The 13,005-nt window shown below is 36.4% G+C and carries 14 protein-coding genes; 1 reads left to right on the top strand and 13 read right to left on the bottom strand.

All coding sequences use genetic code 11. The features are described 5' to 3' along the window. Positions 1-77: 77 nt before the first annotated feature. From dnaB to CDZ89_RS00585, 10 genes are all read right to left on the bottom strand, one after another. Entirely contained in the window at positions 78-1,445 is a 1,368-nt protein-coding gene (dnaB, locus tag CDZ89_RS00630) for a replicative DNA helicase (protein ID WP_096156188.1), read from the bottom strand. 386 nt (positions 1,446-1,831) lie between these two features. Continuing rightward, entirely contained in the window at positions 1,832-2,281 is a 450-nt protein-coding gene (gene rplI, locus CDZ89_RS00625) for a 50S ribosomal protein L9 (RefSeq protein WP_100332967.1), read from the bottom strand. Next, entirely contained in the window at positions 2,278-4,251 is a 1,974-nt protein-coding gene (locus tag CDZ89_RS00620; RefSeq protein ID WP_100332966.1) for a DHH family phosphoesterase, read from the bottom strand. The genes rplI and CDZ89_RS00620 overlap by 4 nt, the downstream gene beginning before the upstream one ends. A gap of 30 nt (positions 4,252-4,281) precedes the next feature. Continuing rightward, the gene (locus CDZ89_RS00615) at positions 4,282-5,214 is read right to left on the bottom strand and encodes a YybS family protein (RefSeq protein WP_096156185.1); all 933 of its coding nucleotides are present in this window, start codon (positions 5,212-5,214) and stop codon (positions 4,282-4,284) included. Positions 5,215-5,699: 485 nt separating this feature from the next. Next, positions 5,700-5,939, bottom strand: coding sequence for a 30S ribosomal protein S18 (rpsR, locus tag CDZ89_RS00610; protein ID WP_096156184.1), 240 nt, complete (start codon positions 5,937-5,939; stop codon positions 5,700-5,702). Between the two features lie 54 nt (positions 5,940-5,993). Beyond that, positions 5,994-6,542 carry a single-stranded DNA-binding protein gene (gene ssb / locus CDZ89_RS00605; protein ID WP_096156183.1) on the bottom strand — a complete coding sequence of 183 codons (549 nt, stop codon included), beginning with the start codon at positions 6,540-6,542 and terminating at the stop codon, positions 5,994-5,996. A gap of 52 nt (positions 6,543-6,594) precedes the next feature. Continuing rightward, positions 6,595-6,882 (bottom strand): 30S ribosomal protein S6, encoded by a 288-nt coding sequence (rpsF, locus tag CDZ89_RS00600; RefSeq protein WP_141395236.1) that lies wholly within the window; start codon positions 6,880-6,882, stop codon positions 6,595-6,597. 112 nt (positions 6,883-6,994) lie between these two features. Beyond that, the gene (gene ychF / locus CDZ89_RS00595) at positions 6,995-8,095 is read right to left on the bottom strand and encodes a redox-regulated ATPase YchF (RefSeq protein ID WP_100332965.1); all 1,101 of its coding nucleotides are present in this window, start codon (positions 8,093-8,095) and stop codon (positions 6,995-6,997) included. Between the two features lie 341 nt (positions 8,096-8,436). Next, a complete protein-coding gene (locus CDZ89_RS00590) occupies positions 8,437-8,634 on the bottom strand; it encodes a DUF951 domain-containing protein (RefSeq protein WP_096156181.1) in 198 nt (65 codons plus the stop codon). A gap of 100 nt (positions 8,635-8,734) precedes the next feature. After that, on the bottom strand, positions 8,735-9,754 hold the full coding sequence (locus tag CDZ89_RS00585) for a YkvI family membrane protein (protein ID WP_096156180.1): 1,020 nt from the start codon (positions 9,752-9,754) through the stop codon (positions 8,735-8,737). Positions 9,755-9,943: 189 nt separating this feature from the next. On the opposite strand from CDZ89_RS00585, the gene yyaC reads away from it, so the two are divergent. Beyond that, positions 9,944-10,579 (top strand): spore protease YyaC, encoded by a 636-nt coding sequence (yyaC, locus tag CDZ89_RS00580; protein WP_096156179.1) that lies wholly within the window; start codon positions 9,944-9,946, stop codon positions 10,577-10,579. A gap of 65 nt (positions 10,580-10,644) precedes the next feature. On the opposite strand, the gene CDZ89_RS00575 is transcribed toward yyaC, so the two are convergent. From CDZ89_RS00575 to CDZ89_RS00565, 3 genes are read right to left on the bottom strand one after another with little or no spacing between them, the layout of a single operon-like run. Next, a complete protein-coding gene (locus CDZ89_RS00575; protein WP_096156178.1) occupies positions 10,645-11,349 on the bottom strand; it encodes a DUF554 domain-containing protein in 705 nt (234 codons plus the stop codon). Between the two features lie 39 nt (positions 11,350-11,388). Continuing rightward, on the bottom strand, positions 11,389-12,243 hold the full coding sequence (locus tag CDZ89_RS00570) for a ParB/RepB/Spo0J family partition protein (protein WP_096156177.1): 855 nt from the start codon (positions 12,241-12,243) through the stop codon (positions 11,389-11,391). Continuing rightward, the gene (locus tag CDZ89_RS00565) at positions 12,236-12,997 is read right to left on the bottom strand and encodes a ParA family protein (RefSeq protein ID WP_096156176.1); all 762 of its coding nucleotides are present in this window, start codon (positions 12,995-12,997) and stop codon (positions 12,236-12,238) included. Before CDZ89_RS00565 ends, CDZ89_RS00570 begins: the two co-directional genes overlap by 8 nt. Between the last annotated feature and the right edge of the window lie 8 nt (positions 12,998-13,005).

Below are 13,005 nucleotides of genomic sequence, written 5' to 3'. Positions count from 1 at the left end.
AACACCAACTAATTTACCATTTACTCTTATAAAAGACAAAAACACCTACTAAAGTAAGTGTTTTTCCCTTTTTATATTTATGCTCCTGGTGGAACTGCTTCATCGTCAAACCGTCGTTCAAGGTTAACGAACTTGTTGTATTCTTTTACGAACGCTAACGATACTGTACCAACTGGACCGTTACGCTGTTTAGCAATAATAATTTCAATAATATTTTTGTTTTCACTTTCTTTATCATAATAGTCATCACGATATAAGAAAGCGACGATATCAGCATCCTGCTCAATACTTCCTGATTCACGAATATCCGACATCATCGGACGCTTATCTTGACGTTGCTCTACTCCACGAGATAGCTGTGATAGGGCAATAACAGGTACCTTTAACTCCCTCGCAAGTGCTTTTAAGGAACGAGAAATTTCAGATACTTCCTGTTGACGGTTTTCTCCGCCGCCTCTACCGCTACCTTGGATAAGCTGTAAGTAGTCAATTAATATCATTCCAAGACCACTTTCTTGCTTTAATCTACGACACTTCGAGCGAATTTCACTAACACGTATACCTGGTGTATCATCTATAAAAATACCTGAATTAGATAAGCTACCCATCGCCATCGTTAATTTACCCCAGTCCTCCGATGTTAATTGACCTGTACGTAAGTTTTGGGCATTAATATTTCCTTCAGCACAAAGCATCCTCATTACTAGCTGTTCGGCACCCATCTCTAAACTGAAAATCGCCACGTTCTCCTTTGCTTTTACCCCTACGTTTTGCGCAATATTTAAAGCAAACGCTGTTTTACCTACAGAAGGACGGGCAGCAACAATAATAAGATCGTTACGTTGGAATCCAGCAGTCATTCTATCTAACTCTGTAAAGCCAGTTGGAATACCTGTTATATCCCCTTTACGATTATGAAGCGTTTCTATATTATCATATGTTTTCACTAATACATCTTTAATATTTTGGAAAACACCTGCATTTTTACGTTGGGAAACTTCTAAGATTTGTTTTTCCGCTTCATTTAATAAACCAGCAACCTCATCTTCGCGCGAATAACCTTCTTGGGCAATATGGGTAGCTGTACGTATTAAACGGCGTAATATAGACTTTTCTTCTACAATTTTAGCGTAATATTCAATGTTAGCTGCAGTCGGTACGGCGTTTGCTATATCACTTAAGTAGGATACGCCACCAACTTCTTCTAATATTTTTAGATTTGCTAACTCCGTTGAGACAGTTACCAAGTCAATAGGTTCACCTTTATCCGCTAGATTTAACATAGCATCATAAATTTTCTGATGGGCAGCACGATAAAAGTCATCAGGTAATAGCAACTCAGATGCTAAAGTTAAACTAGCTGGTTCAAGAAAAATAGCACCAATTACCGCTTGTTCCGCTTCAATATTTTGAGGTGGTATGCGATCAGCAAAAAGGTCACTCATCTTATTTGTCCTCCCTTCCCCTTATAACATTTCCTATCTATTTTATACTTATATTTTCTTCACAATTTATCATTTTGTCAAAAACTCTTTTTAAATGACACGGTTGATTTCCGCGCAAGTCTCCGCTTTCCGCGGGCGTGGCTGGAGCCTCCTCGACTTCGCCTGTGGGGTCTCCAGTCCCCCGCTTATCCCGCAGGAGTCTACAACTTGCGCGGAAATCAACCGCTTGTAATATTTACAAAAAAGATCATGTTCTATATCAAACTTAGTTTTGTCAAAAAGAAAACCCGGCAAATAGCCGAGCTTATGTGATAAAGATTAACATGTGTAGTATAAAAGTTCAATGCTAAAACTTTGGTAGAAAATCCAATCTGATATAAGTTCTGTTATTTAAGTTCTGTTGCGTGGACTTTTAATGTTGCTGTTACTTCACTGTGTAACTTCACAGGAACATTTGTAAAACCAAGCGTTCTAATCGCATCATTAAGCTCCATTTTACGCTTGTCAATTTTGATATTATGCTTTTTCTGTAATTCTTCTGCAACTTGTTTCGTTGTAATAGAACCGAAAAGGCGTCCTCCTTCTCCAGCTTTTGTAGCGATTTCAACTGTTAACTTTTCTAATGTCTCTTTTAGAGCTTGTGCATTTTTCAACTCATCTGCCGCTTCTTTACGCTCTTTGTTTTTTTGAGCCTCTAAAGACTTCATGTTCGCATTTGTTGCTTCCATCGCATAACCGTTTTTGATAAGGAAATTATGAGCATATCCATCTGCTACATTTTTCACTTCCCCTTTTTTTCCTTTTCCTTTTACATCTTGTAAGAAAATAACTTTCATTCTTTTTCTCCTCCTTCAAAGTGTTCATCAATTACTTCTTTTAGTTTCTCTTCGGCATCTTCTAAACTCATTTTAAGCTGTGTCGCAGCATTTGTTAAATGTCCTCCACCTTCAAGTCTTTCCATTAGCAATTGAACGTTAACATCGCCTAGTGACCTCGCACTTATTCCTACTTGGTCTTCCGTACGATTGGCAATAACAAATGAAGTATGAATATCACTCATAGCTAGTAGTGTGTCTGCCGCTTGAGCAATCATTACTTGGTCAAAGATTTCATTTTTATTCCCTAAAGCAATAACCACGCCGTCTTTGTATAAATAAGCACTTTCAATCAGCTTCGCACGTTTCACGAAGTTATCTAAGTCTTCTTTTAAAAACTTCTGTACTAGTATCGTATCTGCGCCTTGTGAACGTAAGTAGGATGCAGCATCAAACGTACGAGAACCCGTTCTTACCGTAAAACTTTTCGTATCGACAATAATACCAGCTAGTAGCGCTGTCGCCTCTAGCATCGTAATTTTCAAGCGTTTCGGTTGATACTGAATAAGTTCTGTTACTAACTCCGCTGTCGAAGACGCATATGGTTCCATATAAACTAATAATGGATCTTCAATAAAATCTTCGCCACGACGATGATGGTCAATGACAACTATTTTATCAAACTTATTTAATAGCTTTTCATCAATGACTAAGGAAGGTTTATGTGTATCCACAATAACCAATAACGTTTCCGAAGTAGAAATCTCATAGGCATCATCTGGTGAAATAAATCTTTCCCATAACTTATCGTTTACTTTTACTTCATCTAACAATCTTTTAATACTTGTATCCACTTCTTGATTATTAAGGACGATAAACGCTTCTTTTTGATTCAGTTCTGCGACTTTCGCTATTCCAATAGAAGCACCGATCGCATCCATATCTGGAAAACGATGCCCCATAACGATGACTTTATCACTATCATTTATTAATTCTTTTAATGCGTGAGAAATAACCCTAGCTCTAACACGTGTACGTTTTTCCATCGGGTTTGTTTTTCCACCATAAAAACGCACCTTACCGTTTGTTTGTTTAATCGCAACCTGGTCACCACCACGACCTAATGCTAAGTCCAAGCTAGATTGTGCTTGTTGCCCTAACTCAGGAAGTGAGGATAATCCTGTACCGATCCCTACACTCAGTGTTAATGGCATACTATGTTTAGCGGTTTGCTCACGAACTTCATCTAGTATGGAAAATTTATTTTTTTCCAGTTGTACTAATATACTTTCATTTAGGACAGCTACAAACCTTTCAGTAGATGTTCTCTTTAAAAAGACACCATTATCTGTTGCCCATTTATTAACGATCGATGTAACTTGGCTGTTAATAGTGCTTTTCGTTTGATCATCCAACCCTTGTGTAACTTCGTCGTAGTTATCTAAAAAGATAACCCCTACAACTGTTCTTTCTGCTTCATATAATTTCTCAATTTGTGCTTGTTCTGTTACATCAAAGAAATATAAAAGTCTTTCCGACCGTTTGCTGACAACTTTGTACTTTCTGTCATAAAAACTAATAATTTCTGTTTCAGACTCTCCCTGTTTCAGAAATGGGATAAGTTCTTCACCAACCTCATAAATAGAACGTCCTACTAAGGTTTCTTCGTGGAAGCATGAAGCTAAAAAAGGATTAGCCCACTCAATTTGAAAGTCGTCATTATATAGCATAATACCAATCGGCATTTCCATTAATGCTTCTTCTCCTACCTTTTTCAAACGGTAAGATAACGTAGAAATATATTGCTCCATCTCTTTCTGATACTGCTTTTCTTCGTTGCGATAATAATACAAAATAAAAATTAGAAAAACTAAACTAATTACTCCTATTAGCCATTGATGAAAAATGATTACTACCAGCTGAAGTGCAGCCAATGCTAGCAACGTAAAAAACGGTAGATTTATTCGTTGCTTATCTAAATGATTAGGCATGAATTTTTCAGCTCCTATTTACCAATTTACTCATTTTTGTATTCTCTTTCTTAAATCAAAACCGATATCAAAAATACCAATCATTCTAATTATATATAGTAGTGGTGGCATAAGGAAAGAAATTATTAAAATAGTGATTGGAATTGCTTTCGACATTTTCTTTTGAGCGAAAAAGAAAAACAGAAAAGAGAAACCTTGAATCGTCATTAATAGCATTAATATGAACGATAAGTTGACAACTGCAATATATAATGTTGAGCCTTCTTCCAATGACATTAACGATAAGATGATTACTACTAAATAGTACCATAATAAACTTTTTGGTAGCACTAACTCACGTAAAGGCGGAAATGGTTTTACATCTACTTTGAATCTACGTAAAAAGATGCCAGCTAAAAACTGACTAATAAAGGCAGAAACAAATGATGCCAGCACTAATAGTGAAGGTAAGAGATAAAGCAATTGTTGAATCATTGTATTATAAGTAGCGATTACTTCTTCAACAGATTCTTGACCTAAAGCATTTAACATACTTTCAGCAGTTTGAACAGACTGTGCAGACGCCTCTTCTAAAAGTTGTGCGAGGTCAAGTTGAAATAATAATACCGTTAGTACATACAACATTATGTAATTAATTAAATAAACCCCAGTAGCTGCTCCTAAGATTGCATAACGGTCTTTTTGTTTAGAAAATAAATATCCCATCACTATGCCGACTGTTGTTGCTGGTAAACTTATCATAAGTGCTAATGGTGAGCCGAATAACATCGAGATGAAATTAGCTAATACAATAAACCATATTGAAAATTTTATGTCATACCTTGCTGCGTATAAAGCAAAAGGTAATGGTAGTGCTAGTAATGAAATCATACTAATAACAGGGGTATATAGTGTGATTAATAGAAGAATGATATAAAGCCCGAGTAATACGGCACCTTCTGTTATTTTTTTCGTTTCCTTCATTTAGGCACACTCCCTTCATCCTTTTATTTTACCCTTATGTAGAAGATTACATGTGAGATGTTTAACGATGTGTTAGTTAGCAAGTTAGCAATCATTTTAGGGTATTAACTGTTGATGTTCGCTACAGGAGCTCGCTTTCATCCAAAAAGAATGATAGCATTTCGAGGAAGTCGCGCAGCGCAGTACCGCCGAATAATTTGTATTTTCGCCGATAAAGTATGGTTTCTGCTGATTCACTGCCTGTACCCGCCGATTGATTCTTCTTTTTCGCCGATAAATCCCTTATTTTCGCTGATTGACTCGCCTTTTCCGCCGATAAATTCCTTATTCTCGCCGATTAGCTACCCGTTTACCTGTAACATTCACTATTTTTTGTAACATAACAGAACATCTCCTTATATTTATATAAGAAATGGTCCCTTTTTGCAAAAAAGAAGGCAGTAAGATATGACTCTCACTGCCTTCTTTGTTAAGTTTTATGGATATTATTCACCAGCTACGTATGGTAATAAAGCCATTGTGCGAGCGCGCTTGATAGCAACTGTTAATTTACGTTGGTATTTAGCACTTGTACCTGTCACACGACGAGGTAAAATCTTTCCGCGCTCAGAGATGAATTTTTTTAGAACATCAACATCTTTGAAATCGATGTTAGAGATTCCATTTGCTGTGAAATAACAAACTTTACGACGTTTGTTACGTCCGCCTCTGCGTCCACCTGCCATAGTATTCGCCTCCATTTCCTATTAGTTTTAGTTAACGATTTTCATTCTCTTGTCTTAGAATGGTAAGTCATCGTCAGAAATATCTATTGTTTGTCCCTTTTGATCAAACGGATCATTATCTATGCGAGTTTGGTTATTGTTGTTATTGCGCTGTGGTTGGTTTTGCTGACCATAACCACCATTTCCACCAGGTTCACTACCGAATGGTCCAGAGCCGTAGCTCCCGTCACCTTGGTTAGAATTTGGACGGCTTTGACCGCCACCACCAGCATTAGCACTTGCGCCTTTAGGTTCTAAGAACTGAACACTATCCGCTACAACTTCAGTTACATATACACGGCGACCGTCTTGTCCTTCATAATTGCGCGTTTGAATGCGACCATCAACACCAGCTAAACTTCCTTTTTTCAAGAAATTAGCTACGTTTTCAGCTGGTCTTCTCCAAATAATACAGTTAATAAAGTCCGCTTCACGTTCACCAGATTGACTCTGGAACGCACGGTTTACCGCCAAAGTAAAAGTAGCTACAGCCACTCCACTTGGTGTATAACGTAATTCAGGGTCTTTCGTTAAACGACCTACTAATACAACGCGATTTAACACAGTTCCACTCTCCCTTGCGATATTGTCCGTTTTCAAGGACTATATTTAAAAATTAAGCTTCTTCTCTAATAACGATATGACGGATAATGTCTTCGCTAATTTTCGCAAGACGATCAAACTCTTGAACAGCAGCAGCTCCAGAAGCTACTTTTAAAAGCATATAATAACCGTCGCGGAAATCATTGATTTCGTAAGCTAAGCGGCGTTTGCCCCACTCTTTAGAATCGTTAAGCTCAGCACCATTTTCAGTTAAAATAGTATTGAAACGCTCAACTAAAGATTTCTTTGCTTCTTCCTCAATGTTCGGACGGATGATGTACATGATTTCATACTTTCTCATCACAGTCACCTCCTTTTGGTCTAAACGGCCCATAACGGGCAAGGAGCAATTAGTAAATACTAATACTCACAAATTAAAATTATATCAGAACATCCAGCTAATTGCAACATCCTTACACATTAAAACGGAAATGGATCACATCTCCATCTTTTACTTCATACTCTTTACCTTCTAAGCGGACTTTTCCGGCTTCTTTAGCAGCAACCATTGTACCAGCATTTAAAAGGTCATCGTATGAAACTGTTTCTGCACGAATAAATCCACGTTCAAAGTCTGTATGAATAACACCAGCACATTGTGGAGCTTTCATCCCTTTGCGGAACGTCCATGCTCTAACTTCTTGAACACCAGCAGTAAAGTATGTTGCTAGTCCAAGTAGGTTATAAGCCGCTCGGATTAACTGATCTAAACCAGACTCTTCAATTCCAAGCTCTTCTAAAAACATTTCTTTTTCTTCTGCATCTAACTCTACAATTTCAGATTCAATCTTTGCACAAACAACAATTACTTGAGAGCCTTCTTTTTCCGCGAATTCACGAACACTTTGAACGTATTCATTACCTGATGGATCTGCTACATCATCTTCTCCTACGTTTGCTACGTAAAGAACTGGTTTGCTCGTTAATAAGTGCATTCCCTTTAAGTACTTTACTTGTTCATCCGTTACTTCTACCGTACGTGCTGGAAGTTCATTTTCTAGTGCTTCTTGAACCTTCACTAACACTTCATACTCATATACTGCTTCTTTATCTTTTTGTTTTGCTAATTTTCCAACACGCTCCATACGCTTTTGGATGGATTCTAAGTCTGCTAAAATTAATTCTAAGTTAATCGTTTCAATATCAGAAATAGGATCCACTGTTCCAGCAACGTGTGTAATGTTGTCATCAGCGAAACAACGAACTACGTGACAGATTGCATCTACTTGGCGAATATGTGATAAGAACTTGTTTCCTAGTCCTTCTCCTTTACTCGCTCCTTTTACGATCCCTGCGATATCCGTAAACTCAAAGTGCGTTGGTACTGTTTTTTTCGGTTGAACTAGTTCTGTTAATCTTCGTAGACGCTCATCTGGAACATCTACAATTCCTACGTTTGGATCTATCGTACAGAACGGGTAGTTCGCAGATTCTGCACCCGCTTGTGTTATCGCGTTAAATAAGGTTGATTTCCCGACATTTGGTAAACCAACAATACCAGCTGTTAAAGCCATATTATCCACTCCTATTAGTACATCTTTCACTCAATGAACCTTCCACAATTATAGATACAACACGCTAAAAAGACAAGTTGAAATAAGTCTAACCTTACATTATGGATGACTAATTGTAACCAATTGAGTGAGTTTCATAATGTACAATTACTAATCGAAAAACGAATATTAAACCTATTCTTTCATATAATTTACGTTTTATATAAACGTTATTTAATTATGATAAACGGAACATTCGTTTTTCACTAAACGAACCGTAATTATGAAATTGATTCAATTAAAAAGAAGATACAGTTATAGTTGTATCTTCTTGGTAAGATGTTTCACGTGAAACAAAAGTTTTATTCGGAATGTCGTTCGAGCACTTTTTTTATTTTGCGAACAAACTCTCTTCTTGGCATCATAATACTATGCTGACAGCCTTCACATTTAATCCTAATATCCATCCCCATACGAATGACTTTCCATTTGTTTTCTCCACAAGGATGGGCTTTTTTCATTTCAACAATGTCATGTAAAGAAAAATCTTTGTCACTCATCGTTTTTTACCCCTCTACTTCTAACTTCATACCTCTATTGTACAAAATTGCTTCTCATATTGGAATTATTTATACCAGTTTAGATGAAAATCATTTTACATTATGACCAATTATACTTATTAGCAATTGGATATAAAAGAATTGCCACTAATAAATATAGATTAATTAACCCAAATAGCGGGTAAAGTACCGACACAAGGAGAGAGAACCCAAAGGTTGTAAAAGGTATCATAATCGCAAGCATAATGGCACATACAACCCATAACGGAAGGTTGAATATAGAACGCAACCTTGTCGTTAAGCCTAATAAACCTGATGCTGCCGTCGTGTATATCGCTACCCAAAGTAACAACGTCATAAAGAACAACATATAATAAGGATAACTCTGAATGATAGCAAATAAAGGTATTTCGAAGAATTCTATTTTTGTAGCAACAGATAATAATGTCTCATTATACACAAAAGATATGATTCCTAATACTAGTCCACTTCCAAGGCTCGCAATGATAATTTCATTTTTACTTGCAACCTTATTACCAATAGCGGATAACACAGCTACTAACGGTAAAATATTTAGCGCAGTAAACGTAAAAGCACTCGGCCAGTTGTTTTGTTTTTCTAACAAACTACTTGCCGTTATGACACTCATATCAGTAGCATGAATTAGTATTCCTCCGAGTACTAAAACAATAATGGGTATAACCCAAGTATTTACAGTAATCATACCATTTACACCGTAGACAAATAAAAGTATTAATAATGAACTAATAATTATAATTCCTGCCCAATAAGGAATGAAGAATACTTGTAATGCCGCTCCACCACCTGCCAACATGACAATGGTTGTCGTAAATAAATAAAGTAAAATAATAATTTCGTATACTTTAGAAAGCTTCGATCCCACCAACTTAACTAGTACCGGTGAAAAATGCTCTGACTGTTGATCCATACTAATCCTCATAATAACGTAACAGCATACAATAAAAAGAATAGTAAAAATGAAGATAGCTAGTCCGCTTTCTGCACCAAAAAATTGCCATAATTCCCTACCAGAAGCGTAACCCGCACCGATAACTGTGCCTAAAATTAAAAACATCCACCTAAGCCCGTTACTCCACACATTTTTCCCTCCTACCTAATCTACTAATTCATTATTATTGCAAAATATTTTCAAGGGGAATTATTCTACAATACTTACCAACTATTTATTTTTTTACAAATAGTGGATAAATAGAAAAGTATGAATTGCACGTATAGTTTTTTAAAAACAACCGTATACTGTTACTACTATTAACAAGGAGTGGAAACTATGAATCTAAAATCAAATTTCTTTGAAAAGAAAGGAGGTAATGCACGCATTGCGCATGATGATTCTAATGCTTTACAAGAAGTAACAAATACCGTTTATGAGTTACTACTTACAAGTGAGAGCATACAACCATATGTTATAGTATGTATCGGTACGGATCGTTCAACAGGAGACTCACTCGGCCCTTTAGTAGGAACTAAATTATCCGAAATGAAACTCTCTACCTTACATGTGTATGGGACACTAGATGATCCTATTCATGCGGTTAATTTAAAAGAAAAATTACAAGAAATATATAAACTGCACCCTAACCCTACTATTATTGCAATCGACGCATGTTTAGGGAGGTTAAAGAGCGTAGGCTTCTTAACCGTTGCAGAGGGGCCTGTCATGCCTGGAGCAGGTGTGAAGAAGGATTTACCTCCTGTAGGAGATTTTCATATTACTGGTATTGTAAATGTTAGTGGATTTATGGAGTTTTTTGTTTTACAAAATACAAGATTAAGTCTTGTTATGAGAATGGCAAAAACAATTGCAGAGTCGTTAAAGCGACTTGATTTGCTTTTAACAAGAAGAATAATGTTAGCACAAGCTGAAATAGATAAAAATAACTCTAATTTTCTACAAGGTGAATAAGAAAAAAGACTGTTTCTATACAATAGTTAGAGAACAGTCTTTTTGAATTTGTTATATTGATATAATTAAATCGATAGAAAGTACATACTCGTTACAAGTACTGCTACTACTAGTAGACCTGGTAGTAAATTAGCTACTCTTACTGATGTTATACCTAAAAGGTTTGTCCCAATCGCTAAAATCATTACTCCACCGGTTGCTGTCATATCTAAAATAAATAGTTGTAGTAACTCTTCTGGTACAAATCGATCGATAACTGTAGCAAATAACACAATAGAACCTTGATATAATACTACGGGGATTGCTGAAAACATAACACCTATTCCAAGCGTCGTCGTTAAAACGATACTTGTAAATCCATCAATAATAGATTTGGTAAATAACACATCGTGATTTCCTCTTAATCCACTATCTAAAGCCCCTACTACCGCCATTGCACCGATAACAAATATTAATGTAGCAGTTACGAATCCTTTAGAGATGCTTCCTGAATTACTTTTTCCGACCTTAGATTCAAGCCACCTACCTACTTGATTTAGTTTTTCCTCTAAATCTAGCCATTCTCCTATAACTGCACCTATTACTAAACTAAAAATAACGATTAAAAACTCTTGTCCTTTGAATGCCATTTGCAGTCCTAAAACAATAACTACTAGCCCTATAACCTTCATTACGGTTTCTTTCGTTTTGTCTGGTATTCTAGTTAGACCTAAGCCAATCAATGTACCAACAATAATACAAATACCATTTACAATTGTTCCTAATAACACAAAACTACCCCATTCCTATATAAGAAAAAAACCACCTAGTTAGATGGTTTCGTCTTTTTGGTCTAATAATTCTAAAAGGCGTTGTAAATCTTCGTCAGAGAAAAACTCAATTTCTATTTTTCCTTTTTTCTTTGTACGTTTTATATGTACAGACGTACCAAAACGCTCTCGTAAAGATGTTTCATGTCTTGCAATGAATACATCTTTCGGTTGTTTTTGTTTTGTTTCACGTGAAACATTTTCATTTATTTGTTGAATTAACAACTCTAGTTGGCGGACATTTAGATGTTCTTTTAGGATTTTATCGACGAGCGGTTTTATTTTTTCTTTCTTCTTTACGCCGAGTAGTGCTCTGCCGTGCCCCATGGAAAGTTCTCCTTCAAGCATTAACTCTTGTACGAATGGTGGTAAGCTTAGTAAACGTACATGGTTGGCAATGTGCGGTCTGCTTTTTCCTAATCGATTAGCCAATTGTTCTTGTGTAATGTTTAGTTTCGCCATTAACGTTTGATAGGCTGTTGCCTCTTCAATTGGCGTTAAGTCTTCACGTTGCAAGTTTTCAAGTAATGCTAATTCCATCATTTGTTGTTCCGTCATTTCTCTAACGACAACTGGAACTTTCGTTAATTGCGCTTCTTTTGCAGCACGAAATCTTCTCTCCCCTGCTACAATTTCAAAACCTTTTATACTTTTTCGTACAATAATTGGCTGTAAAATACCGTGTTCTTCAATGGAAGTTTTCAATTCCTCTATTGCTTCCTTATCAAACGTTTTACGTGGCTGATAAGGATTTGGTCTGACTTCTTTCACTGATATTTCTTGTACTATTTCCTCTTTGGAAGCTTCAATAGAAGGAAAGAGAGCATTAATTCCTTTCCCTAACCCTTTAGCCATGTGTAATCACTTCCTTCGCTAAGTCTAGATAAACTTCTGCACCACGTGATTTTGGATCATAAATAATGATTGGTTCCCCATGGCTTGGAGCTTCACTTAGTCGTACGTTACGAGGAATGATTGTACCGTATACTTTATCTTGAAAGTATTTTTTCACTTCATCAATGACTTGGATTCCTAAGTTTGTTCTAGCATCTAACATCGTTAGCAATACTCCGTCTATCATTAAATCTGTATTTAAATGTTTTTGAACAAGTCGAACTGTATTTAATAACTGACTTAAGCCTTCTAATGCGTAATATTCACATTGAACTGGAATAACGACTGCATCGGAAGCAGTTAATGCATTTATCGTTAATAGCCCTAAAGAAGGTGGGCAATCAATAATTACATAGTCATACTGATCTTTTACACTGTCAAGAGCTCTCTTAAGTCGAACTTCTCTGGATATAGTAGGAACTAATTCTATCTCTGCTCCTGCCAATTGAATAGTCGCTGGTATGATCATTAGGTTTTCTACTTTTGTAGGAATTATGACATCTTTAGCTGGCACGTCTTCTACTAAAATATCATAAATGCACTGATTTACCTCTGCCTTGTCTACTCCTACTCCGCTAGATGCGTTACCTTGTGGATCAACATCTACTAAAAGTACTTTTTTACCAATATAAGCTAAACACGCTCCTAAGTTAACAGAAGTCGTCGTTTTTCCTACGCCACCTTTTTGGTTTGCAATTGCAATAATTCTGCCCATGCTGTCAC

It is taken from the genome of Bacillus alkalisoli (assembly GCF_002797415.1).
GTDB lineage: Bacteria > Bacillota > Bacilli > Bacillales > Bacillaceae_I > Bacillus_CD > Bacillus_CD alkalisoli.
This window is presented reverse-complemented; position numbering and strand designations above follow the sequence as displayed.